The sequence below is a fragment of the Virgibacillus ndiopensis genome (assembly GCF_900187325.1).
GTDB classification, from domain to species: domain Bacteria; phylum Bacillota; class Bacilli; order Bacillales; family Amphibacillaceae; genus Virgibacillus_E; species Virgibacillus_E ndiopensis.
In genome coordinates this window covers 369,781-395,898 of record NZ_FZMZ01000006.1, presented here as the reverse complement: position 1 = coordinate 395,898, position 26,118 = coordinate 369,781, and the positions used below count along the sequence as shown (strand labels likewise).

At 36.9% G+C, this 26,118-nt stretch carries 26 protein-coding genes; 9 read left to right on the top strand and 17 right to left on the bottom strand.

Annotation, left to right across the window (positions count from 1 at the left end; genetic code table 11):
* Positions 1–795 carry a formate dehydrogenase accessory sulfurtransferase FdhD gene (gene fdhD, locus CS937_RS14640; protein WP_099159215.1) on the top strand — a complete coding sequence of 265 codons (795 nt, stop codon included), beginning with the start codon at positions 1–3 and terminating at the stop codon, positions 793–795.
* 114 nt (positions 796–909) lie between these two features.
* Here fdhD and CS937_RS14635 read toward each other — a convergent pair whose 3' ends face one another.
* From CS937_RS14635 to rlmN, 5 genes are all read right to left on the bottom strand, one after another.
* Entirely contained in the window at positions 910–1,491 is a 582-nt protein-coding gene (locus CS937_RS14635) for a hypothetical protein (RefSeq protein WP_099159214.1), read from the bottom strand.
* A 9-nt stretch (positions 1,492–1,500) separates the two neighbouring features.
* The gene (locus CS937_RS14630; protein ID WP_099159213.1) at positions 1,501–2,673 is read right to left on the bottom strand and encodes a ParM/StbA family protein; all 1,173 of its coding nucleotides are present in this window, start codon (positions 2,671–2,673) and stop codon (positions 1,501–1,503) included.
* 615 nt (positions 2,674–3,288) lie between these two features.
* Positions 3,289–5,331: a catalase gene (locus CS937_RS14625; RefSeq protein ID WP_099159212.1), complete on the bottom strand. Its 2,043-nt coding sequence runs from the start codon at positions 5,329–5,331 to the stop codon at positions 3,289–3,291.
* A gap of 282 nt (positions 5,332–5,613) precedes the next feature.
* A complete protein-coding gene (locus CS937_RS14620; protein WP_176555847.1) occupies positions 5,614–6,624 on the bottom strand; it encodes a DUF3231 family protein in 1,011 nt (336 codons plus the stop codon).
* 466 nt (positions 6,625–7,090) lie between these two features.
* Complete coding sequence (rlmN, locus tag CS937_RS14615; protein ID WP_099159210.1) at positions 7,091–8,164, bottom strand: dual-specificity RNA methyltransferase RlmN; 1,074 nt, start codon at positions 8,162–8,164, stop codon at positions 7,091–7,093.
* A 160-nt stretch (positions 8,165–8,324) separates the two neighbouring features.
* Here rlmN and CS937_RS14610 point away from each other — a divergent pair, with 160 nt between their 5' ends.
* The 6 genes from CS937_RS14610 (at position 8,325) to CS937_RS14585 (ending at position 12,863) form a co-directional block, all read left to right on the top strand.
* Positions 8,325–9,764, top strand: coding sequence for a sensor histidine kinase (locus tag CS937_RS14610; RefSeq protein ID WP_099159209.1), 1,440 nt, complete (start codon positions 8,325–8,327; stop codon positions 9,762–9,764).
* Positions 9,757–10,446 (top strand): response regulator transcription factor, encoded by a 690-nt coding sequence (locus CS937_RS14605; RefSeq protein WP_099159208.1) that lies wholly within the window; start codon positions 9,757–9,759, stop codon positions 10,444–10,446. Before CS937_RS14610 ends, CS937_RS14605 begins: the two co-directional genes overlap by 8 nt.
* Before the next feature lie 141 nt (positions 10,447–10,587).
* Positions 10,588–11,070 (top strand): hypothetical protein, encoded by a 483-nt coding sequence (locus CS937_RS14600; RefSeq protein WP_099159207.1) that lies wholly within the window; start codon positions 10,588–10,590, stop codon positions 11,068–11,070.
* Positions 11,071–11,111: 41 nt separating this feature from the next.
* On the top strand, positions 11,112–11,495 hold the full coding sequence (locus CS937_RS14595; RefSeq protein WP_099159206.1) for a DUF6220 domain-containing protein: 384 nt from the start codon (positions 11,112–11,114) through the stop codon (positions 11,493–11,495).
* A 28-nt stretch (positions 11,496–11,523) separates the two neighbouring features.
* On the top strand, positions 11,524–11,733 hold the full coding sequence (locus tag CS937_RS14590) for an SHOCT domain-containing protein (protein WP_099159205.1): 210 nt from the start codon (positions 11,524–11,526) through the stop codon (positions 11,731–11,733).
* 134 nt (positions 11,734–11,867) lie between these two features.
* The gene (locus CS937_RS14585) at positions 11,868–12,863 is read left to right on the top strand and encodes an LLM class flavin-dependent oxidoreductase (RefSeq protein WP_099160077.1); all 996 of its coding nucleotides are present in this window, start codon (positions 11,868–11,870) and stop codon (positions 12,861–12,863) included.
* A gap of 95 nt (positions 12,864–12,958) precedes the next feature.
* On the opposite strand, the gene CS937_RS20020 is transcribed toward CS937_RS14585, so the two are convergent.
* Positions 12,959–13,066, bottom strand: coding sequence for a hypothetical protein (locus tag CS937_RS20020; protein WP_425445482.1), 108 nt, complete (start codon positions 13,064–13,066; stop codon positions 12,959–12,961).
* Between the two features lie 229 nt (positions 13,067–13,295).
* Between CS937_RS20020 and CS937_RS14575 the strand changes: the two genes are divergently transcribed.
* Together CS937_RS14575 and CS937_RS19530 are read left to right on the top strand one after the other, a co-directional pair.
* Positions 13,296–13,739, top strand: a complete 444-nt coding sequence (locus tag CS937_RS14575) for a YndM family protein (RefSeq protein WP_099159204.1) — start codon at positions 13,296–13,298, stop codon at positions 13,737–13,739.
* Positions 13,740–13,847: 108 nt separating this feature from the next.
* Entirely contained in the window at positions 13,848–14,015 is a 168-nt protein-coding gene (locus CS937_RS19530) for a hypothetical protein (RefSeq protein ID WP_176555846.1), read from the top strand.
* Between the two features lie 88 nt (positions 14,016–14,103).
* Here the strand turns inward: CS937_RS19530 and CS937_RS14570 are convergent, their stop codons facing one another.
* From CS937_RS14570 to cypC, 11 genes are all read right to left on the bottom strand, one after another.
* Positions 14,104–14,574, bottom strand: coding sequence for a hypothetical protein (locus CS937_RS14570; RefSeq protein ID WP_099159203.1), 471 nt, complete (start codon positions 14,572–14,574; stop codon positions 14,104–14,106).
* A gap of 136 nt (positions 14,575–14,710) precedes the next feature.
* Positions 14,711–16,225 (bottom strand): succinyl-CoA:acetate CoA-transferase ScpC, encoded by a 1,515-nt coding sequence (scpC, locus tag CS937_RS14565; RefSeq protein WP_099159202.1) that lies wholly within the window; start codon positions 16,223–16,225, stop codon positions 14,711–14,713.
* A gap of 130 nt (positions 16,226–16,355) precedes the next feature.
* Complete coding sequence (locus tag CS937_RS14560) at positions 16,356–17,000, bottom strand: LytTR family DNA-binding domain-containing protein (protein WP_099159201.1); 645 nt, start codon at positions 16,998–17,000, stop codon at positions 16,356–16,358.
* A 240-nt stretch (positions 17,001–17,240) separates the two neighbouring features.
* On the bottom strand, positions 17,241–17,489 hold the full coding sequence (locus CS937_RS14555; protein WP_099159200.1) for a hypothetical protein: 249 nt from the start codon (positions 17,487–17,489) through the stop codon (positions 17,241–17,243).
* A 181-nt stretch (positions 17,490–17,670) separates the two neighbouring features.
* Complete coding sequence (wrbA, locus tag CS937_RS14550; RefSeq protein ID WP_099159199.1) at positions 17,671–18,276, bottom strand: NAD(P)H:quinone oxidoreductase; 606 nt, start codon at positions 18,274–18,276, stop codon at positions 17,671–17,673.
* Positions 18,277–18,636: 360 nt separating this feature from the next.
* On the bottom strand, positions 18,637–19,236 hold the full coding sequence (locus CS937_RS14545) for a response regulator transcription factor (RefSeq protein ID WP_099159198.1): 600 nt from the start codon (positions 19,234–19,236) through the stop codon (positions 18,637–18,639).
* Positions 19,237–19,251: 15 nt separating this feature from the next.
* Positions 19,252–20,370: a sensor histidine kinase gene (locus CS937_RS14540; protein ID WP_099160076.1), complete on the bottom strand. Its 1,119-nt coding sequence runs from the start codon at positions 20,368–20,370 to the stop codon at positions 19,252–19,254.
* Between the two features lie 259 nt (positions 20,371–20,629).
* Positions 20,630–21,682, bottom strand: coding sequence for a Delta(5) desaturase DesA (gene desA / locus CS937_RS14535; protein WP_099159197.1), 1,053 nt, complete (start codon positions 21,680–21,682; stop codon positions 20,630–20,632).
* Positions 21,683–21,816: 134 nt separating this feature from the next.
* Positions 21,817–22,008, bottom strand: coding sequence for a hypothetical protein (locus tag CS937_RS14530; protein WP_099159196.1), 192 nt, complete (start codon positions 22,006–22,008; stop codon positions 21,817–21,819).
* Positions 22,009–22,129: 121 nt separating this feature from the next.
* Positions 22,130–24,319, bottom strand: a complete 2,190-nt coding sequence (locus CS937_RS14525) for a bifunctional 2',3'-cyclic-nucleotide 2'-phosphodiesterase/3'-nucleotidase (RefSeq protein WP_483887743.1) — start codon at positions 24,317–24,319, stop codon at positions 22,130–22,132.
* 419 nt (positions 24,320–24,738) lie between these two features.
* Positions 24,739–25,995 carry a CYP152 family fatty-acid peroxygenase CypC gene (cypC, locus tag CS937_RS14520; protein ID WP_099159194.1) on the bottom strand — a complete coding sequence of 419 codons (1,257 nt, stop codon included), beginning with the start codon at positions 25,993–25,995 and terminating at the stop codon, positions 24,739–24,741.
* Between the last annotated feature and the right edge of the window lie 123 nt (positions 25,996–26,118).

The window sequence follows — 26,118 nt, the reverse complement described above, 5'->3', positions numbered from 1 at the left end:
ATGAACGATACCACACAATATGGGTGGGAAATTATTCGATTTGATGGTGACTCCTTTTCAAAAGAAAAAGAAGAAATTGCAACTGAATTCCCTCTTACAATCATGTTAAATGGCGAGGAATTTGCTACAGTTGTTTGTACACCGACGGATATTGAAGAACTTTTAATCGGGATTCTCGCATCCGAAGGGGTCATTCGTTATACTGATGAAATCAACACTCTACACGTAGATAAGCAACTTGGATTCGCATACGTTGAAATTGACAAACCTCTTACTGAGGTCCAACACGAACATTCAAAACGGTTTATCGGATCATGCTGTGGTAAAAGTCGCCAGTTTTATTTCAAAAGTGATGTTAAAACAGCGAAAACAATTGCAAGTCGTTTGTCCATAACGGTTGACCAGTGTTATGACTTAATGAAACAATTACAAATACAATCTGAACAATTCCAAAGAACTGGTGGGGTACATAACACAGCACTGTGCACACCAAATAAAATCTTTAGCATTCGAACAGATATTGGAAGACACAATGCTTTGGATAAAATTTACGGCCAAATACTACAAGATAAAATACCTTTGCACGATAAATTAATTGCCTTTAGTGGTCGGATCTCATCGGAGGTTTTATTGAAAATTTCAAAAATTGGTGTAGGAATACTTATATCCAAATCTGCACCAACAGATCTCGCACTAAAATTAGCTAATGACTTGGGAATTACAACAATTGGCTTTGTGCGTGGTAATAAAATGAATGTATATACGCATCCATATCGGATTTTTGAAGTGAATTAAGAATAACCCCTCTCGTTTATAGGGAGGGGTTATTTGTGGTGTAACGTTTCAACTCTAATCAGCTCCACACAAAAAAAGTGCCCAAAAGCGTAAACTCCTGAGCATGTAATTTTACTATTGATTCATCCTTGAGAAAAAGTCACCTAATGGATTATCATCTTCTTCATCATTAGCTTCTTCACTAGAATCCTCGTCTAACATACCTTGTAAACTATCCATTGATACATCCCCAAGGTCGTCTAGTGTTTCTTCGCTAGTTGAATCTTCTATTTGTCTCTCTACCAAATCTTCGGCTTCGGCTGCAGCAGACAAATCCATATTCTCCTGCAAATACAGTGCCTCATCAATATTGGACGAATTACTATTTAATGCTGCGAGCAGCGTTGTTGCACGCATTGGATCGTTCAATAACTGGTATAAAATACTTCCAATCAACGCTTCTGAATGTTCATGCTTCAACCAGCTCTTCTGCTCCTTTGTTAGCTGTTTCGGCAATGGGATTGTGATGGTTTCGCGTTCTTTTGCAAATGTCTCGTTAACCCCTTTTAGAACAAATTGAGCGATTTGACTGGAGAAATTTCTTCGTTCTGTTTCCTTAAGCTTTTGCAATTGTTTTATTAAATAATCAGGTGTATCAGAAGGAACACGAAAGGTTATGGATTGTCCCCGCTCTATACTTTTTTTCGTATCACCCATCATATCACCCTATTTTTCTTTCGCTGCTACTTTTTCCTCTTCCTTTTGATCTTTAGTAGATTTGTTTAAGAAATCAGTAACCAGCTTGTAATATGCATTTGCCATCATCCAAATGCTCTCATTTTCATCTTCAAAAAATTCAATATTGAATCCATCCAGCTTATTGTTTAATGCCTTCAAATAATCTTTTAAAACTGCCGAACCACCACCGACAAAATAGCAAATCTCTGATTGTGAATTTTTAGCCCATACGTTCCTTAAAAAGCGGTATTCCTTCTTAGCAAGTTCTAATAGTATATGATCAGTAATATCATGAACGTTGGTACGACTACCTTTTACCATAATGTGGTGTCGGTCATTTTTACGAGTAATAATGTCAACAACATCACGACGGCTGTCTAACTCTATCCCATGTCGAGACCTGATTTCTTCACGAATTTCCTCTAATGATTCCGCTACACCGAGGTTAAATCCTTGTGCCTTATCATCGTCAACATTACGATTACGAATAACTGCGATATCAGTTGAAAGCCCACCAATATCCTGAATTAAAATTTGTTTATCAATTAATTCCTTATTAATAACCTTTAATTCATTATCCATAATCAAGTTAACATATGCTGCAAAACCTTCTGGATAAATCTTTACTTCGTCAAATTTAATATTAATCTTTTTCCCTTGGTATCGTGGTGTTACTAAAAATTCTACTTGGTGTACTGACCCTAATAGTTGCGAACGATAACCGACATCCTTACCTTCTTTAACCTCTCGTAGCGGTAACCCCGATCCTAAAGTATAATTTGCGTCTATTACATTATTTTTCTCCTTAAAAGCCCCGCTGCTAACCGCATCAAGTGCAATTGATGCAAATAACATAACTAACGTTTGATCCTCTTCTGATTTACTGCTTCCTGGGTCCAGTTCCGTTGAGTTATTTGTTTTCGTTGCAAGATTACCTACACGATAAACAACATTGTTCTCTTCTAAAGCTGGTGAATGCAATCGAATATGTAAATTATCCACCGGCTCCTTCTCGTCCAAATCCTCTATTCCGATGACAGGTCGATCTTCCATATCCTGTGCGACAACGTTTGGAATGTATAGTTCGTTTTCCAGCTTTCCAAAGTTTGCTTTTACTGCATCATTTCCTACGTCAACTGCTGCAATTCTTGTTTTTGTCATGATAGTGATTCCCCTCCAGTATGAAAATGACTTACATTATCACTTTAATAGATTACTAGAAAATTATCAATCCGACTTTTATCGTGTTTTCTTATTTGTTTACTTGTGTACATTTCAGCATTCGCCGCCATGACAACATGTATACTTATTTGTAAACATGTGCACGTGATTGCAGTCTCTAAGTTTTCATATTGTATACATGCAAACATTTTTGTATACAATAGATATCAAAGAAACTATAGACCCTATAAACTCAGTCCAAATACTTCTGTCAAAAGAGAATTGCAATAGGGGTAAAGAACGAATCAAACATTAATTATTAAAATATATATATACAGTTGTATTAGAATTAGTATATTAGTAATAGATAATCTATTAAGGAGGGGTAACGTACAGAGAGGAACGCAAATAATATATTTATTACTATTATTTTTATGTCTGCTGTCATAATTGCTGTTACTTTAGAAGGTATAAGGATAGATAGGAATGGAATACATTTGTTAAAACTTTCTCGTTCCCTATCTAGTATCCTTCCCTTTTTTTGTGCATTAACGAAAGATTGGAAGTTAACTAGTAACCAGAGAGACAAACAAAGTCTCTCACGGTTACTAACAGTTAGCTTACTTGACGACTCCAATAACGATGTGACGCAATGGCTTCTACAAAGGTGGAGGCGAATGACTTCGTGTTATTACTTGTAATGACACCTGGTTTATCGATTATATTCTTCACCCACTTATCTCCGCTCTGTGAAGCACCAATTGGCTTAAAATGAGCAAACGCTTCATTGATAAAGTACTGTGCATCCTCACAGAATTTATCATTAATATTAGCTCCTCCGACTGCATAAACAGCATCGAACAAGACGGATTCACCTGTTAAAAAGGTATGGTCAACTTCTAACTGCAAACCATCAGTCCCTTCTAGTCTACCTAATTTTTCACTAATGATTTCAGGTTGCACACCACCTGATTTCAATACATCCAAAACAGATTTGACCTCTTTCTCTTCAAATCCATCTCCAATCAGTACTGCCACTTTACGTGTATTAGGCTTTTTGGTCATATTTTCCTGGCTTAACGCTGGAGATGATTTCGTTATACTAGATCCACCGCTTTGCGGTTCTGTAACACCGATATTGCCAGCAATAGTTTTAGCCAATTCTAAATCAACGTTGGCAAACATATCCACAATCTGCTGTTGTATGGACTTACTTTGTACCATACCAAGTTCAAAACTAAATGCGTCTTTGATATGTTCTTTTTCAACATCACTCATACTATTCCAAAACATAACTGCCTGAGAAAAGTGGTCTTTAAAGCTATTACTACGAGCCCTAACCTTTCTACCCTCCATTTTTTCTTGATAATGCACATATCCGCCCTCATCTTCCTTTGCAGTCTCCGGAGTATTCGCAGCTAGGGAATTGTTATGATAGCTTACCTGGCCCTTATTAATCGTTTGCCTTCCATACCCATCACGTTGATTATTGTGGAATGGGCATACTGGACGATTGATTGGTAATTCATGAAAATTAGGTCCACCAAGTCGAAATAATTGGGTATCTGTATAAGAAAATAACCTTCCTTGTAGCAGTGGGTCATTGGAAAAGTCAATTCCTGGCACAACACTCCCAGGATGGAATGCTACTTGTTCCGTTTCTGCAAAGACATTGTCCACATTACGATTCAACGTCATTTTACCAATTATTTTTACCGGTACCTCTTCCTCTGGCCAAATTTTTGTCGGATCTAAAATATCAAAGTCAAACTTAAATTCATCCGCTTCGTCAATAATCTGCACACCTAATTCATACTCAGGAAAATCACCATTATCAATTGACTCGTACAAATCAGCACGATGAAAATCAGGGTTTTTACCATTAATCTTTTGTGCCTCATCCCATACAACAGAATGTGCTCCCAGTGTCGGCTTCCAATGAAATTTAACAAAGTAGGCTTGTCCTTCTTCATTCACAAAGCGAAATGTATGAACACCGAATCCTTCCATCATGCGAAAGCTCCGCGGTATTGCCCGATCAGACATAGCCCACATAATCATATGTGCAGACTCCTGGTTATTAGCAACAAAATCCCAAAATGTATCATGCGCTGTCGCTGCTTGCGGGATCTCGTTATGGGGTTCGGGCTTTACCGCATGTACCAAATCAGGAAATTTTATAGCATCTTGTATAAAAAAGACTGGCATATTGTTACCTACCAAATCATAATTACCTTCTTCTGTATAGAACTTCGTAGCGAACCCTCGTACATCCCTCGCAAGTTCACCAGATCCGCGTGACCCTGCCACCGTTGAAAACCTGACAAATACAGGAGTCTTTGAACCTGGCTCCTGTAGAAATTTTGCCTTTGTGTACTTTTTCATTGATTCATAGAGTTCAAACTCACCATGTGCTGCATAACCCCTAGCGTGCACAACACGCTCAGGAATCCGTTCATGATCAAAATGGGTCATCTTTTCTCGAAAATGAAAATCCTCCATTAACGTTGGCCCACGTTCACCAGCTTTTAAAGAAAACGCATCCTCTGATACTTTTAACCCTTGGTTAGTCGTCATTTTCTTATCCTTATCATCCACTCTGTACATGTTCAGCTGTTCATTTTTACTATTCTTATTAACTTTGCGATCGTCACTCATTCTATAAGTCCTCCCCTTAAAGTTAATTGTTAAATGAATCTATATACAATGCCTTCCCTTTAGACCATGGAAATAAACGGTGTAATAATTTAACCAATTACTTAAGTAAATTTCTTAATAAGTGGAGAAATACTGTAAATAAAATAACTAATGAGGCATAGTCATAAGTGAAAAATTAAAAAGTTCTAATTCTAATCGCCAAACTAAAACCGCATGAAATCAAGATTTTAAAATTGATTTCATGCGATTTATTCAATTTAAAAAAGTTATGTTGTATATCGCTTACTCTTTCTTCCTCTCACGAACAATCCTTTTCCGATCTGGTGCACTTGGAGGTTCCTCAAACCAGTTATGTTCAATCATTAACTCGGCACCATCATCACCGAATTTCCCCATTTCAGTTGTAAGCCGGAAAAAGTGCGGTATTAAGTCATGCCTCATTGCTGTCGATGTTGCAGCCCCATAGTTAGCAATACTTGCAACGCTTAATGCCCGTGTATGATACATCATCAATTTATCCGAAAACGGAGCAACAGTCGATGTCGTAACCTCTGAATCCCAAGTAGATGGTGATGAAAGACTACCCTCTTTTAAGATACTTTCTAAGACTTCCGTTTGCTTTGTAGCTATTTTCACACCTCGTGACATGTATTCTCTCACTTTCTTTGATTTGGCAACCTGTGCATACCCAGTTAACAGAACCTTACCAAATATATTAGACATTAAACATACAAATATTGCAGTAATTTCAACCGAGTTTACAGGTCGACGCTTGGCAAAATAACCATGCATATAACCCTGGTTCTCAATAAATTCAACCTGTTCTGTGGTTGGTATATATGGTGACCTAGAATATATACCTCGCCTTAACATAATATCAGTAAGTTTTGTTATCAATTTTGCAGAAGAGGCCAAACATTTATCATAATAATTAATAACATCCTTTCGTGTCATTAGGGGGAAAGCTAAACTATAAGCCATTAATCCTAACCGAGCCATATTCTGTAAATAGATAAGCGAAAACGTATCGGAAAACAAACGTGGAGCTTTTAAATCAACATCGCTGTCCGTAAACCCTTGAGGAATTGGCTGATTAACAGTATTAAAAATATCTGTAATCTCTTCCAGATGTTTTTCCGATAGCGCTAATGCATCATGTAAAACAGAATGAACTTCTTCGTCTTCTACATAGGTTAAAAAATAACTAATTACACAAATTGCCATACTATCATTCATATAGGAAGTCCAAAGCTGTGATAGTTCAGCAGATGTAAGTCTTTTATTTTGTTCCATTAATTCACCCTCCATTATGTATTTTTTAGTTTGCTTATCCTGTAATAAATTATGTTATAAAATGGCAGTTTTCTAGATGATTATTGCTTCTTCACATGCTGAATCTTATTTAATAGTTGATAAAATCTGCGATGTAAATGCTGTGTTTATTCGCATATTTTATTGCATTTTGACCCGCATCCGTAACTACTTCGCGCATTCTTGGCGGCTGGAAATCCTCCTCATGCTAACGCACTCAGGAGTCTCACTGATGCCTCTCATCCCCCAGAAATCTACATGAATACGGGCTGCTTTTAAAAAAATATATGCTTTACTAAGCGTAGTATTTTCCCGTAGTGGTCGCAGCGTGCAAACAAGATTTCGAGTTATGTCGTATTTTCTATAAATAGCAACAAACTATGCAAAAAGAGCCCATAAAAAAACGCATCTATATAAAATAGACACGTTCCACCTAGTTAGCCTGTTTTTACCCTACAATCTCTTTCTTTTTTTTAATCTGCTTACTTCTTAACTGTCCACACGCTGCATCAATGTCGGCACCGTTTTCCCAACGAACACCACAGTTAATACCTTGGCCCTTCAAAGTTTCAAAGAATGCCTGAATCACTTCTGGTTTACTACGTTGGTACTGGTTATGCTCATCAACAGAATTGTAAGGAATTAGATTCACATATGCCAAATGGCGATTTTTACGAAGCAATTTGGCAAGTTGCTCTGCTTCTTCCTTATGATCATTCACATCACGAAGCATGATATACTCGTACGTTATTCGCCGATTAACTTTTGCTAAATAATAATCGACTGATTTCATAAGCTTTTCAATTGGAAAAGCTTTGTTGATTTTCATGATTTTTGTTCGTAATTCATTATTTGGCGCATGTAACGAGATAGCTAAGTTCACTTGCAATCCAGTATCTGCAAATTCGTATATTTTATGTGCCAAACCACTTGTTGAAACGGTAATATGTCTTGCTCCAATGCAAAGACCTTTATCATCATTTACGACACGTAAGAAATCAATTAAGTTATTAAAGTTATCAAATGGTTCACCAATCCCCATCACAACAATATGACTTACGCGCTCTTCATTACCTTCTTCATCAAGATGCTTTTGCACGTTCATAATTTGCTCAACAATCTCGCCACTAGATAAGTCACGACTTTTTTTCAAAAGACCGCTAGCGCAGAATGTACACCCGATATTACAGCCAACTTGTGTCGTAACACAAACGGATAACCCATAATTGAATCGCATCAAAACTGTTTCAATTAAATTGCCATCCTTCAATCTAAATAAAAATTTCTTGGTCCCATCAGAAGATTCCTGTCTGATTTCTTCTTCTAACGTATGAAGTACAAAATTCTCCTCTAATAATGCAATACAATCTTTATTAACATTATTCATTTGATCGAATTTCATAACACGCTTTTTATATAACCAATTCCACACCTGTTGTGCGCGGAATTTCCTTTGTCCATGATCTACCAACCAGTCTGTCAGTTGGTCAAATGTTAATCCATAAATGGAAGTTTTACTCATTGTGTACCCTCATTTCAATACGTGCATTTCTTATCCATTCTACTGAAAAATTTGTTGTGTGGCAAATTAGTTTATAAAAACTTTATAATTTATTTATGTACTGTTTTGTTTTTACGGTTATGATGTGATACATATACAACTATTTAAAAAGGAGATTAATATGTCAATTCGCAAACGCCTTTTTCTTTCCAATGCTGCAATGATACTAATGCCAATTGGTGTTATTATCATAATCCTTTTCTTAATAAATGTCGTTATTAATGGTGGCCATGAGGTTAATGGCAATCGTTGGCATGGCCCTGAACCTCAGAATACAGAGCTAATGAATGATTTAACAAAGACCGCTTCATTGGAACAGGAAAAGTTACTCGATACGCAATACCTAAAAAGTTTAGTAGAAAAATCAAGCGACGGTAATTTGAAGATAGTCATTCGAAAAGGCAATGAGCTGATTCAAACAACAGAACATGTTCAAGACATTTCAAGTAAAGAACTACCCAATTTTGGCAATGAAGGGTATGACCCAGCAGGAATACGGCTAAGAGAAGAACATTATTCGGTTAGACAGCATGATTTTTACTTTAACGATGGTACGAAAGGCTCTATCTTTGTCTTAAATAATTCAGCATCATTTGTAACATTTGCTAGAACGTTTTTTCCAATTCTGTTTATAAGTCTACTGCTACTATTAATATTGACGAATGTACTTCTCTCCTATTTCATGTCACGAAGTATTTTACGTCCTGTTAATCAATTAGCAGCAGCTGCACAGAAAATTAAAACGGGTTATCTTGATTTCTCCATAAAACCTAAACGAAAGGACGAACTTGGTAAGCTTGTTCAATCCTTTGACGATATGCGCTCACAACTAAAAGAATCATTGGAGTTACGAGATAGGTATGAGAATAACCGAAAAGAATTGATTGCAAATATTTCACACGATCTTAAAACACCAATCACTTCCATTCTTGGCTATGTTGAAGGAATTCAAGATGGAGTAGCGAATACTTTAACGAAACAAGAACGTTACCTTGATACCATCCATGGAAAAGCAACTTACATGAATAGATTAATTGAGGAACTAGCACTGTATTCGAAATTAGATGTAAAAAAACTACCCTTTCACTTCGATAAGGTAAACATTAAAGCCTTTGTGAGAGATTATCTTGAGGAAATTGAAGATGAACTAAATGAAAAGGGTATCCAATTAGCGATTGATACCGGAGACACGCAAGCAAATGTACTGCTAGATAGGGATAAAATCATCCGCGTTATGGAAAACATTATTTATAATAGCGTTAAATACACGGATAAAGACACTTGCATAATCAACGTTTCGCTTGTAGATAAGGGAAACTTTATCGAAATGGTCTTAACCGATAATGGACCAGGAGTATCCGAGGAAAACCTTTCAACTATTTTCACTCGCTTTTATCAAACAGATCCATCACGCAAATCAGGTGGTAGTGGACTAGGTCTAGCCATCGCAGCCCAAATCGTCGAAGCCCATGGTGGTACGATTTGGGCAGAAAGTAAACCAAATAAGGGATTAAGTATACATTTTACTCTTAAAAAGTATGAAGGTGATAATCATGAGTAAGAACATATTAATCATTGAAGATGATCAAAGTATTGCCGAACTAGAGAGAGATTACCTTGAAATTGAAGGATTTGAAGTGGAAATGGCTTCAGAAGGAAAAAGCGGTCTAGAGGCTGTCGTGCATCATCATTATGATTTAATTTTGCTAGATTTGATGCTCCCTAATATTAATGGCTTTGACCTGTGTAAACAAATACGAGAACGAACAAACATCCCAATTCTGATGGTCACTGCCAAATACGAGGATATTGACAAAGTACGTGGGCTTGGACTAGGGGCAGATGATTATATCGTCAAACCTTTTAGTCCCAGCGAATTAGTTGCACGAGTAAAAGCACATCTAGCCAGATATGAACGGTTGATTCATAATGATTCACCTAAAACAGAAATTACTGTTCGGGGACTTCAACTAAATACATCATCTCGGCAAGTCTTTATGAACGGGAAAGAAATACCTTTTACGACAAAAGAATTTGATTTATTAACGTTTTTTGCTACACATCCGAATCAAGTCTTTTCAAAGGAACACTTATTTGAACGAATCTGGGGCTTTGATTCAATAGGAGATAACGCAACCGTTACGGTTCATGTTAAAAAGATACGCAAAAAAATTGAAAAAGATACGGACAACCCACAATACATTCAAACCGTTTGGGGGTCAGGATACCGATTTAACAAGTAATATGTAAATCACTCAACTTCACATTAGGTTGAGTGATTTTTTATTGAAACTTTCGCTTCTCTTTATAAAAAGTTTATAAATGCTTCAGATGGTTTTTAGACTTGCTTGGTACATTTGATTAGAGAACAGGAGGTGAAATGAATGAAGCTATCCATCACACCGAGAAGATGGCTAATAACCGTTCATATTCTATTTGCTGCAATTATGGTTGGAAATATGGTTACTTTTTTAATCTTGAGCATTACCGTAGCAACAACAAATGATCCACAGCTTATGAAAAGTAGTTATCAAATCATGCATGTGCTGTCTAAAACATCTGTAAAAGCATCCACATTTGGAACAATTGTTACGGGTATTTTACTTTCCGTTTTAACAAAATGGGGACTGTTTAAATTTTATTGGATTATCGCGAAAGAAGCCCTAACCATCGTACCATTTGTGTTGAATATGTGGGGTATGTACTACTGGACATCAGATGCTATAGATATGATTCAAAAGTCAAATAATCCTATGTTGCAGACAGAATTATGGACAGGTATCATCATTCAGCTCATTTCACTAGTCCTAATGTTTGTACTATCTGTTTTTAAGCCATGGGGAAAGCGACAGACCGCATCCACATGATTCTTAGAGATAGATATTTTATCCAATGGAGGTGAACGAGTATGAAGAAAGGCGAAAGTCGTTTGATACATGGAATTTTTGCAATACTGGCAGTACTATTTTTCCTCAGCATCGTCATTCAAGTATTTTTGGCAGGCGTTGCATTGTTTGTTGATTATGGTCAATGGAACTATCACACAACGTTTGTTCATTACGTTGAATTTACACCAATCGTCATGCTAATTATATCTTTTTTTGGCGGTATTCCAAAAAGCTTGCGATGGCAGTGTGCGGGACTTTACCTCATGATTATCTTACAGTATATAACGATCCAATTGTTGGGGAGTATTTCTTATTTAACTGCACTTCATCCTGTGATCGCGTTAGTACTATTCTGGAGATCGCTTGTAACTGCAAGTACTGCAATAGGCTTAGTCAAAAATTAAACATTATTTTATAGGAGTTGATCAATATATGTATTGGGAACATTTTCATCCATTTGGTTTCTTTTTCTTTTTATTACTTGTTAGTTTATTAATTACAAACATTGTTATGTGGAAGCGTAGAAGTGGAAGGTGCTATTACAACACACAAAATGCACAATCTACCTTGGACAATCGTCTTGCTAAAGGGGAAGTTACCATGGAAGAATATAAGGAAATAAAAGAGACGTTAAAAAATTAATTTGTTAAGGGCTGAAAACTTGTTGGTTTCAGCCCTTTTTCATGATTATTTGATTTTTGTAAGCTAATCATTAGACGCTCTCCCCCAAAAGTCGTATCATTTCCTATTAAGAAGGAGTGATAAAATTGACTTCAATGAAAATGTTTAACAATATACCATTATCTGTTCTCGACCTTGCTCCAGTAACGGAAGGGGGGACTCCAGAACAATCTTTTAAAAATAGCGTCTCATTAGCACAACATGTTGAAAATCTCGGATTTCATCGCTATTGGCTAGCAGAACACCATAATATGCCCGGTATTGCAAGCTCCGCCACTTCCGTAATTATTGGACATATTGCTGGTGCAACAAAACATATGCGAGTTGGTTCAGGTGGTGTCATGTTACCTAATCACGCTACCCTTGTAATTGCTGAACAATTCGGCACACTGGAAACATTATATCCAGGACGTATTGACCTTGGACTTGGTCGTGCTCCAGGAAGTGACCAGGCTACAGCATACGCATTGCGCCGTACACTTAATATGCGCGTAGAAGATTTCCCTTTGCAGGTTGATGAGTTACAAAGTTATTTTGAAGGAACTGCCCGTGTTCATGCAGTACCTGGTGAAGGTCTTAACATTCCAATATGGCTACTTGGTTCAAGCGGCTTTAGTGCCCGCCTTGCAGCAGAGAAAGGACTACCTTTTTCATTTGCTAGTCATTTTTCACCAGACTATACAATTCCAGCATTAAATTCTTACCGTGGTAATTTTACACCGTCTGCTGCTCTGGAAAAACCGTATGCGATGCTCGGAGTCAACATAATAGCGGCTGATACAGATGAAGAAGCACGATATATTGCCACCTCACAGCAACAGCAATTTTTAAGTATACGAAGAGGTGAACCAACTAAATTAAAACCACCAATTAAAAATATTAACGATGTGTGGTCTGAGATGGAAAAAGCAGCGGTTGAACAATCCCTCAACTCACGCTCAACAATTGTTGGTGGACCAGAAACGGTTAAACGCGGACTCGAGCAATTTTTAAAAGAAACACAGGCAGATGAATTTATCATTAACTCACAAATTTATAACCACAATGACCGATTACGATCTTATGAAATAATCGCACAATTGATGGACTAGGTGGGACATGGGGTCAGACCCTTTGTCCCACTTTTATTTATAAAAATATTACAATACGAGCGGAATTTTAAAAATACGAGCCAAATAGTTAGATCTTATGATAAAGCCTTCAGCTCAACTACCCCAACAATAATAGCAGCAGCAAACTTTGAAGAAAAATATAAATAAAAAGTATCTTGAGCAATGCCCGCTCCTTTGACAATGTCTGATATCTTCGTTTTTTCAATTCCTTTTTCTGGGAAAACAAAACATTAATTGCAGATTGAATAATAAGCTCTTTTTTGTTATCCATATAAAACCTCCATGTAAAATGACTGACTTTCATTCATTTTAAGAAGGGAACTGCATTGTCAACCACGACAATACAAAGTCATGATATTTTCTATCAACTTGTCCAATACTATAAAAAAGAAAGAAAGGACTTGTTATTAAATGGACCATATAAAATCATTGTTAATAAAATTTGTTGCAATTGCTTTTACCGTTTTTGCTTTATTTGGGTTATTTTATAATGTTTCTTGGGCCAGCTTATTGTGGATAAGTGTTCTTGTTACGGGAATTTCTTATGCTATTGGTGATTTATTCTTACTGCGAAAATACGGTAATATGACAGCTACCATTTCGGATTTCGTGTTAGCATTTTTATCATTATGGTTGTTCGGAAACGTCTTTTTAGAAGGAAACATACCAATTGTTACCATTTCCATATTGGCAGCCTTCTTTATAGCCTGCTGTGAACCATTCATTCATAGCTATATCGTCAACCACATTCCTGTTGAATCGCGGGAAGATTTACGTACAATGAATCAATTACAAACCGAATTTGCTGAAGAAATGGATCCTGAAATTACGAAAGAAAAAGATATGGACAAGTAACAGAACATGGAAGCTGGGACATAACTAAACTTCTTAAGTATAAAGACGAACAAAGTGCTGTTTTAGTGGAGGAAATATACGTAGACTCCTGCGGGAGGAAAAGCATCGGTGAGACACCTAAAAAAGCAAGCACGAGAAGGCTCAACAGCCGCCCGCGGAAAGCGAAGTATATCCCCGGAACGGATTATAGCACGAACCATTATATTATTCGGTTTTTCTTTGGTTAAAACACTTTTGTCCTGGCCACTTTTCATTTTAAAAAAGTGGGGCTCATAAATTAGTCGAATATATAATAAGACTTATACAACGCAAGAGAGTGAAAAAATGTTAAGTTTTTATCCTCTCAAGTATATGACATAACTCTTTAATGACCAAAGAGTCTATAATTTTCAGCCTCAGTCCGAAATACATTTTCCACCTTTACCCTCAGTTTAAGCTGTTTCTTTATTTGAACGACGTCTATAACTGATAGCCATTCGGTATTAAATTGGGCTTCTTTATCGTCCTTGAGGTAACATATTATAAGCCCGCTCATTTCCACACAATAATTAATATCGTTATACTCAATTTTTTTCCTAGGAAACAGTGGTCCTCGGTATATAGACAAACAATTCTCCTCCAAAAAAATATAATCATGCTGAGTACGATTCATATAATAAATTCCCTGTAATAATCCGATAAGGACGGAAATGAAACTACTATAAAAGAGCAAACTATCTATTGAATCAACTAAATAAATTTGAACTATAATTAACATAAAACCTATAATAGCTGTAAGAAATCCATTAATACCTTTACGTGCCCACTTGTTCTCATCAGTAAACTTATACCCCACTGAAACACCTCCGCCAAAGCACAAAATAACCATTACTTCAGCATTACAGCTAAATAATAATGGTTATTTATTCTGATTAAATTATAACAAAAATTTCAAATAAACAAAATAATAAGAGCCAGAGCCATGCCCACTACTAAAAACTCTTCATAACGAGTTCTCGCATTGTACCATTCTTTGCAAAATTGGTATGCCATGACAATGCCTTTTCCAGCACGTGTGGAGTTTGTCCGCCTCTTTCAAGTGCTTCATTATAATAATCCCATAACTGTTCACGATACATTGGATGTGCACAGTTTTCGATGATTAACGGTACACGTTCTCTTGGAGCTAGTCCACGTAAATCAGCATACCCTTGCTCCGTAACCACCACATCTACATCATGTTCTGTATGGTCAACGTGCGGAGAAAATGGGACAACACTCGAAATGTCGCCACCTTTGGCTATTGATTTTGTTACAAAAATAGCTAATCGAGCGTTCCGTGCGAAATCACCGGACCCACCAATTCCATTCATCATCTTCGTTCCTGATACATGCGTAGAATTAACGTTTCCGTATATATCAAATTCCAACGCTGTATTAATCGAAATCAATCCAAGGCGGCGGATGATTTCTGGATGATTAGAAATTTCTTGTGGACGCATGATTAGTTTGTCTCGATATTTTTCGAAACTACCAAAAACTTGTTCCATTTTCTCTTCGGACAACGTAATTGAACAGCATGAAGCAAAGTTCACTTTTCCTGCATCAATTAAATCAAACACTGCATCCTGCAATACTTCGGAATAAACTTCTAACTCGTTAAACTCAGAGTTAATCATGCCGTGTAGTACCGCATTGGCAACGGAACCGATTCCTGATTGTAGTGGTGCTAGCTTTTCTGTTAATCTACCTGCATCAACTTCTTTACGTAAAAATGTTATCAAGTGCTGAGCCATAATTTCTGTTTCATGATCTGGCTCTACAATTGTCGATGGCGAATCCAGCTGATTTGTAAAAACAATTCCTTTTATTCGTTCTGGGTCAACTTGAATTCCAACTGTACCAATACGATCATCCGCTTTTGTTAATGGAATTGGCGAGCGGTCTCCCTGTTGTTCAAGACTATATATATCATGTAACCCTTCTAGTAATTGCGGTTGCGCCATATTAATCTCAATTACAATATTTTTTGCATACTCAGCAAATATAGATGAATTTCCTATTGATGTAGTTGGAATAATCATTCCATCCCCTGAAATAGAAACCGCTTCCAAAATAGCATAATCAATTGTATCCAAAACATTCGCTCTCACTAGCTCTGCTGTATGTGATAGGTGATGATCCACGAATAAGTGCTCACCTTGGTTAATCTTTTTCCTCATGGTTGCATCCGCTTGGAATGGCAATCGCTTATTTATAATACCAGCTTCAGCAAACATTTTATCAATATCAGACCCAAGTGATGCACCTGTAAAAACATTCACCTTAAACATTTCATTTTCAGCACGTTTAATCAACGCAGTTGGTATCGCTTTCACATCGCCTGCACGGGTAAAACCACTCAAACCCAATGTCATACCGTCCCCAATCCAAGATGCAGCTTCTTCTGCAGAAACTACACGATCCTGCAAGCGAGGGTCTTGAATGCGCTTTCTATTCTCCCCCATGTTAAATCCCCTCTCCCATTAAAGTATTTAGAATTATTTTAACTAATAAACCTTGCTCCTAGGAGATTATTGACGGTAATAGAGAATAATTGTTTAAAGTATTAAAATCGACGTGCAAAACAGCAGATTTTTAAAAACCCAGTAATTTCCGGAAATAACTTGAGTATGATTGGCTGACAGGGATCCTTTCACCGTTATTCATAGATAATACAAAAGTGGAATGAGTATCTGGATAGACCTCATCAATATGATTTACATTTACGATGAATGACCGATGGCACCGCACAAATGATTCCCGTGGCAGCATGTACTCAAAATCCTGCAAAGAATTTTTATTTGTACCCAAAACCCCAGCAGCAACTACATGAGTTTTCCGGTCGTTTACCTCTAAATATTTCACATCGTCAAACGGGATAGGCTTCCATCCATCCTGAGTTTTCACTGTCACTACTGATTTTCCTTCTGTAAGAGCAGGATAAATTGCCAGAACACTGCCTTCAAGATTTCCCTCATGGTGAAAAGGTACTGCCATCCCGTGATAAGGAACTCCATAAACATCACGGTTGATAAACTCAGAAACCTTTTGTCCGGTTATTAATGCTTTGTACGCTATTGTACCTTCTTTTATCACATCACCTGGTCTTATTTTTAAATCAACCCGTTTACTCGGACGATAATAGATATATTCATTTTTATTGGACACCGCAATCGAAATTTCATCTGAAAACAATTCCCCAATGACGTTCAAAAGCGAACCTAATGTTAGTCTTTCCATTCTTCATACACCTTTCACATTATAAATCCTACTCAATATTTTAACCCTTTTTAGTCGATGGATAAAATATTACCTATATAAACATAAACGCATTTATAAAAATAGCTGATGAGACAAAACGTCCCAATCAGCTATCTTAATAGTTACATCATTGAATATAAATGTACAATCGATAATTATTTCTCTTGATTTTTTAGCTGTTCCAATAAATCCTTTAATATATCCATTTGTTGTTGTTGCTTACCTGTTCTTGTAATTGCTGAATTTGTTGTTGAATTTGTTGTTGTTGCTCTTTTTGTTGTGCTGTTGCTGCTGGTCTTCTATCATTGAAATACCTTGCCCTAAAGCTTGAAGGGAATCTCCAAATGCGGACGCCATATTTCCAATTAATTGAATGAAATTTCCAGTTTTACCACCAATTGGCTCTTGATAACCATAATTATTATTCCTATTTTTATTATACTGTTTATGACCAACATATTTATCCAATTTACTCACCCAGTCCCAGCAAACTAAACATTTGAAAAATTTGCTTTCATACTATTATATTGGCCCAAATTGAAAAAGTTCCTTGGGATAATCCAAATGGAGAATGCTACATCTTACTTGCAAAAAAAATAAAATCGGTACTAGGAGAGTTTGTCCTAATACCGATTCTCTATTTTTTAGATTACTGTCCCACAACTCGACCAGCAATTTCAACAGTACGTTTTGCTTGATGTTTTACCGCACCTTCAACATCCTCTACCATTTTCCCATCTTGTCCCTGTGTTACGCTTGTTCCATATGGGTTACCGCCAGCACCATATAGAACTTGATCTGTGTATCCAGGGGCAGCAATAATTGCACCCCAGTGCATCATAGAAGTGTAAAGAGATAAAATTGTAGCCTCTTGACCACCATGAGGGTTTCCAGCTGATGACATTGCGCTTACTACTTTGTTTACTGTTTTACCAGATCCCCACAATCCACCTTGCATATCAAGAAATTGCTTCATTTGAGATGGTACATTACCAAAACGTGTTGGAACACTAAATATAATTGCATCTGCCCACTCAATATCAGCTGAAGTTGCTTCTGGTACATCTGCTGTTGCTTCTGCGTGAGCCTTCCAAGCTGGATTTGAATCAATTGCTGCTTGCGGTGCAAGTTCCGGCACTTTCAATACTTTCACTTCAGCACCAACTTCTTTAGCACCTGCTTCTGCCCACCTTGCCAGTTCATAGTTTGTTCCTGTTGAGCTGTAATAAATAACAGCTAATTTTACATTTGCCATTATGTTTGTCTCCTTTTAAGTCAATTTTATAAGCATAACCCTGCCACTTAGCATTTTTATTCTTTGCAAGTTCTTCTTTTTTATAAAAGATTGTTGCTTTTTCTATGAATAGCAGCAATCAATTCGAAAAAGCCTTTTTATAAAAATAAACTCCTGCAAACACTATCTTTCAGAAGAAGGTTACTTTATATAAGTACTATATATGATTTTTTAACTTATTTCAAGTAAATTAGTATTAAAAAGTAAGTAATGAATCTAATTACCTATATATTGCTTTGTAAAAAAGCAGTAACTCAAGATGCAAGACTTTAATTCTAAGTTAAGGATGGATTTCTATTGTCTACATACGAATAAGAATTTTCACTTAAACCAACCCTTTTCCTTCACAAGCGAAATGGCTTCAATTCGATTACTCACATCCAACTTATCCAGGATGACAGAAACATAATTACGGACAGTCCCGTTAGTGAGGTAAAGCTGTTTAGCAATTTCTTTTGTATTTTTTCCCTCAGCTATTAGCTTTATCACTTGTTCTTCTCTGGCAGTAAGTGGATTTTCATTATCGTAGGCCATATCAACTAATTCAGGAGCATAAATACGCCTTCCATCCATGATCGTCCGAATTGAATTAGCTAAATCTTCACTTGGGCTATCCTTTAATAAATATCCACTCACCTCAGCCTTGCGGGCACGTTCAAAATACCCCGTTCGAGCAAAGGTGGTCAACACAATCACTTTACAAGAATCATTCTTTAATTCTTCTGCTGCATCGAGTCCACTCTTTATTGGCATTTCAATATCCATGATACAGATATCAGGCTGAAGTCGTTTCACTAATGTCAACACTTCCTCCCCATTGCTTGCCTTACCTACCACTTCCATATCTTTTTCTAAATCAAGTAATGACCCAAGAGCTCCTAACAACATACGCTGATCTTCAGCAATTACAATTCGAATCAAGTTAATTCCTCCTGTTTACGTTTGTTGGATAACATTTGGCACCTGAATAGTTAGTGTAGTTCCATTTGATGATTCAAGACTTAAGTTACCGTTTACAAAATCCAACCGTTCTTTCATTCCCTGAACACCATGTTCGGAAAAGGAATCTATTTTCTCGATCATACCAATTCCATTATCCTGCACCTTAATAAGCACCTCATTAGGCGATTGTATAATAGAGATCTTACATGAAGAAGCTTGGCTATGCTTCACAACATTAGTTACTGCCTCCTTCAGACACATACTGAGTACATTTTCTACAAGTAGAGGCGTTTTGGATAGCTCTGCACTTCCATCAACATGAAATTCTATTTGGGCCGCTTTCAATATTTGCTGGATACGAACAAGTTCATCCTTTAGCTTTGCACCTTTCATATTTGAAACCATTTCACGCACTTCTTTTAATGCTGTTCGTGCAGTCTGGTGGATATCATCAATTTCCGATTTTGCTGAGTCAGGATTGACGTTAATAAGTTTACTAGCTAAATCACTCTTTAACCCAATTAGTGAAAGCTTTTGCCCTAAGGTGTCATGCAGATCACGCGCAATTCGCTGTCGCTCTTCCAAAACTACCAACTGTGATATTTTTTCATTAGCATCCTTTAATTGATCCTGTAATTTTTCTCGTTTAATTCTACTGTAAATAGTAAACGGTAATAGAATTACGCCTAATACACTTATTATGATATACGGTAATTGTGACTGAAACATTTCTGTTTGGGTAAAAAATCCAATACTTACTGCACCGATTGTAGTTACAAGATGAATGGTGTAAAGAGTTATAAATCCAGCTTTATGTTGAATATTTCCGATATAGAATGCTAAAAAGAGTGAGAAATATACATAGCCTAAAAACATTGTCATTACAATGCTTATCGCCATTTCTATACCCACAGATAAATAAACCGTCCAACCATTAGAAATAAACGATACTCTGTATGCAGTAAAAAATAGTAGAATCATCACAATACCAAAAATTATTCCTAATGTGGTCGACGATCGAAAAACAAAATAAAAAGGCAAGATGCAAAAGATAATCCATGCATAAGCGCTAAGCCCCGTATTTTTTGGAATGATATGATACCAATTTTGCATTGAAGCGCCATTTTTAATTCCCATTATGTACCAAGCCCTTCTCACATTCTTTACTAAAGTATATCAAAAAAGAAGCCCTCCAATAACAAATTGAAGGACCATTTTATCTAAGAATAAGAACGCATACATTTTTTGCTCTCCAAAGTTATAAACAGCGTCAGCCATGTCTTGCAAAAGAATGTTTGGCTAATCACGATTTTGCGCGGACAAAACCCCATCACCCCGCGTTACACGGACTCTTGCACTTTTGACTTACTATTTATTTTTCCTGAATGCTTGTCCCTCTTGTGTTTATCTGTACTGTTGGCTTTGGTTTATTCATAAGATCTTTGACCTCTTTAAAGCTGACAAACGATTTGTTTGCTTCATCATACAGACGAAATCGAATCGACTTTAAACTAGAAGCAAATGTTATCGTTGTTGCCTTTTGTAATGGCGGTGTAGACTCATGTGCTTTTTCCAGGTTATAGTTAGGCACTCTCGGGCTTAAATGATGCACATGATGGAACCCAATACTACCCGTAATCCATTGCATAACTTTTGGTAGCTTATAGTAGGAACTTCCATCTACTGCGGCTTTTACATAATCCCACTCATCTTCATTTTCAAAGTAGGAATCCTCAAATTGATGCTGTACGTAAAATAACCAAATACCAAGTGAACCTGAAACGAATAGAATTGGCGCCTGAACGATTACAAATGCCTGCCAGCCAATTGCCCATATCAAAAGCGTATATATTATAGCAATTGAACCGTTAATCAAGTATGTGTTCAACCGTTCCTTTTGCTTTGGTCCTTTACGGTTAAAACGGTTTGATATAAGGAATAGATAAAGTGGCCCTAAACCAAACATGACAAATGGATTACGATAAAGCCTGTAAGTCAGTCTGCCCCAAACTGACGCAGATAGATATTCATCCACCGTCATCACCCACACATCACCAGTGCCACGTTTATCCAAGTTACTGCTTGTAGCATGATGAATCGCATGACTCCGTTTCCATTTTTCATAAGCAAAATGTGTAATGATCCCGGTAACCGTACCAAGAATTCGATTTGCCTTTTTATTTTTGAAAAAAGACATGTGCGTACAATCGTGAAAAATAATAAAGATCCGAACAACAAGCCCTGCGGCAACAATATCCAATGCAATCGTTAACCAAATAGAAATAGATAAACTCTGGTATGCAAGAAACCATACAAGGAAAAAGGGAATAAGTGTATTTATTAGCTGCATTATGCTCGATTTCGTATTCGATTTTTCATAGGGTGCGACATTTTTTCTTAACTGAACTTGTTTTTGTTTACTCATGTCTTCCTCCTAGAATTAATACTTTTCAATATCCTTATACTATACTAAACGAGGGGGACATATAAGTCATAAACGTCAAGTAACAGGTATGACAAATGTCATATGAATTGTCTAGGAGAAAGTTGTAAATTTTATTAATCCTTTTTATAAAGAAATGATCCGATTGTTATACCAACTCCAAGTCCTAAAAATACAATCGCCATTGACCTATAAACAATAAAGGTATCATCGTTTATCTCCTGGATTAATTTAAAAATGCCCAGCATAAGACACATAATTCCTATTAACAACGATATTTTCCCGAATAGTGTTAAGCTTTTTAGCATTTCATACCTCCATAACAAGCCTTCTTATTTATTCATAATACGGCCATAGTCTGGATTATGTTTCAAGAAACTAAATAAATAAATCCCCTATACTTATTTCTGTACAGGGGATATAACAAACTTACTTCCAAGCATTCAAAAGCTCGTCAGCATCCTTATTCAAGTTTTCTTTTGCATTGTCGGTAATGAATTTATCCATCGATTTGTTATTCAAGTGTTTTAAGAATCCTTCCATCTTTTTACTGGCTTGCTTGTCATGTCCTTTAGCCAATTGGTGTTCAATTTGTTTCAGCTTATTCGTCAATTGAACAGCCAATGGATGATCAATTTTATCTGATTGGACAAAATCAGCTACCTTTTGTTGCAGAGACGAAAGCGTCACGGGATCTGACTCTGATACATCAAGTGAATATTTGGCAAAACCGTTTGTTCCTTCACCGAAATAAGAGATATTTCCATCAGGTTTGATTAATTGCTGTGCATCCGGAGAAGACTGAAATGTTAGCTCAGGATTACCATCAATCGGTTTAAATGACCAGTTACCATCTACTGAGGGGTCAATTGTTCCATTTTCTTGAATATACTGGATGACTACCTGCCTGTTTTGTGCTTGTGGAGAAAGGATAACCTGGCTTCCGTCTAAATTAGGAAAATTTCCGCCCCCACTTGCACGATAATTGTTTGTTGCAACAAGAAATTCTTGATTATCTTTTACCGGTTCACCGTTGTATTGTAAATTAACAATGCGCCCGACATCCGGATTAGTTAATTCACCGTCATTACTATAACGGGAAGGTTCAGTCACATCAATTTCGTACGTTACACCGTCAATCACATCAAAATTGTACGTTGAAAAATCAGTATCAACTAATTCCTGCTGCCCAGCAGCATTTGGGTCGATTTGATTAAATTGTCCTGCCGACATTTCCAGCCAGTCACGAATTTCTTTACCTGTTAACTTCACAACTTTTAACGTGTTCGGATAAACATAAAGATCTGCTACGTTTTTAATAGCAATTGGACCTTCAGCGATATACGTATAATAATTGGCACCAGATCTGCCTCCAGCTTTGAATGGAGCTGCTGCAGATAAAATCGGTAACCCTTCATATTCTGTTCCTTCTACTGCTTTCTCTGTATACCATTTTTGTGCATTGGAGACAATTTGCACAGATGGATCATCTTTTACAAGTGCAAAATAACTGTATATCGGTGCTGTCGTTTGACCGACTTCAGAACGAATATACTCAAGTGTTGCTTGATGACTTCCCGCTACCGCATTGAGAATTTCCTGGTCTGGTTCGACAAGAGCTTCTCCGTTCTCATCGTGAATTGCTCGTACATCGGCACTAGAGTCAATCACATTCCAGCTTTCTCCATCCTTTTCAAGCTTCAAATCAATGATACCAAGGTGATCACCCCAGAATCCTGCTTCTACAGATGGAACACCATTGATTGTTCCTTTTTCCAAATTAACACCTGTAATTCCTGCAAATGTTTCACTAGGGAAAACTTCATGAGCATGGCCAAACATAATAGCATCAATACCTTCGACCTGTGTAAGGTTATATGTAGCATTTTCTTCACGCTCTTGTAATTCTACTGATCCCAGACCAGAGTGTGGAATCGCAACGATAATGTCTGCACCTTGTTCCTTCATGATTGGTACATACTTTTTAGCAGTTTCATAGATTCCTTTTGTAATGACTTTTCCTTCAAGATTAGCTTTATCCCATTGCATGATTTGTGGTGGGACAAAGCCTATAACCCCAACATCAACTGTTTGGGTAGTGCCATTCGTATCTACTACTTGCTTTTGCATGATTTTATATGGTTCAAAAAAATGTTTGTCATTAGTAGGATCATTATCTCCATCATCATAATATACATTGGCATTGATGTATGGGAAATTGGCATCGTCTGTTGCTTCCTGCAAATAATTAATACCATAATTAAATTCATGATTTCCTATATTACCTGTATCATAATTCAATAGATTCATCGCTTTATAAACCGGATGAATCTCACCTTCTTCAAGACCATTTTGAGCAACATAATCTCCAAGTGGATTCCCTTGAAGCAGATCGCCATTGTCAAATAGCATACTATTTGTAGCTTCATTTCTGGCCTGCTTGATGAGTGTTGCCGTCATTGCTAAACCAAACTCATTGGTTGGCTCGTCCTGATAATAATTATAGTTGACAAGATTTACGTGTATATCTGTTGTTTCCATAAGCCTCATGTTAACGATGCTGCTGTCCGTCGTTTCTGCTGCAATGGCACTGTTGTCGCCAACGGATGGTACAACCATAAACAACGCAAACAGGAGCATGAAAGAGACCTTTCCTATTTGTCTTCTTATCATAATGCAACCCCTTTCAAAATTCTTTCACTAACTAGATTAAAGGAATAATAGTCTTTTTGAAATAGTCTGATTGACAGGGGAATATGGAACTAATCCTAATCAATCCAAAAACACATGCCCGATTTATTTTCGGTAACATGTGTTTTTATTAGGCTGTTTCAAAATTGTTACCTTTTCAAGTGTTGTATCTTACTTTAATAGTGATAAAAAATGCGACGTATCTTTTTCGCACTTTTGGTGCTTTCTAATCCACAGCCTGTATCCACTTCGCATTTCGGAACGGCGGTGTAACCATCAGTTCGATCTATGTCGCAGCTTCTATAAATAGCAACTATACGAAAAGAACCTTTTATTAAAATGTAGATCTACTTACTTCTTATCCTGCTCATCACAAATCCACTCTTCGGAATTGTTGGCATCCTAACCATACTAAAACTCATATCCTGCTTCGGTACATCATATTCCATCTTCTGGGTCAAAAATTCCAAGCTTGTCTTCATAGCCTCAATGGTAATCCACTCCCCTGCGCACCGGTGACCTTTTTGATAATCACCGCCACCTTGTGGAATAAAATCAAATGGACTTCCTTTCCAATCGTTGAACCGTTCAGGACGGAATTCATCTGGGTTATCCCAAAGCTTTGGACTATGATTGGTCCCATAAACGTCTAACAAAACCATGGTACCTTTCGTAAAATGACAGTCTTCCCAAATAAACTCTTTCCGTACCCGTGCACCCAAAAATGGCCCAAAAGGATAAAAACGACGGACTTCCTGGACAAATAGTTGACTATAATTACTATTGTCTTGTAATTTTTCTCGTGTCTCTGGGTAGTTGTGTAACGCGATTGCTCCAAATGTGATATATCTGGCAATAGCTACAATTGGTCTAACAATATTTAGAAGTTCGACTGTAGCTATTTGAATCCTTAAAAGATTTCCATTCAAATCTCTGTGCCACGCCATTGCATATAAAGCAGTATCTTCCGATGCATCCATTTTCCCCGCTCGAACATTACCAATGATCCCTCTAATCCATTGTTCTGACCGATTTCGTGCCTGTCTTCCCATCCAATGACGTGGACCAACTGCACCAAACGCATCAATCATATCACTTAAATCACTAGTTCGAAGCTCAACTTCCTTTTCATTTAACGGAATACCCGCCCACAAACATGCAACACGGCACATAATTTCACGAGCTTCATCAAACAGTACAATCTTTTTTGCCCTTTTCCATTTTCTCACTGCAAGTTCCCATTGTTCTTCAATAAGTTTGATAAGCACCTTCAAGCGTTCTGGTGTCATGAGTGACATAAACAATTGTTTCCGATGCTGATGCTCTACACCGTCTAATGTTTGTACCCCGTTTTTACCAAACAAGCTCTCTTGTACACGTTTAGGAGCTGCTCCTTTTCGTTTAAATTTCTCATTATCATAAAATATTCTTCCGGCATCTTCGCCACTAATGCAAATAACCTTCTGACCACCTAACAATCTGGTCTGAAAAATGGTTGATTGAAACTTCACACATCTGTTCGGAATAAACATATAACCTTCAGATAAAAGTGCAAGACTATTATCAATAGCCTTTTCTCGAGGTATCTTATCGTTAAATGCCATGCTTTTTTCAGCGCCTCCTATATAAAAGTTCCATCGTTTTTTTATGTTTCCCTTAAATGTCCTTACCAAACAAATAAATTTATTTTAAGAAATTCACTCATACATGACACCTAACCTACATAT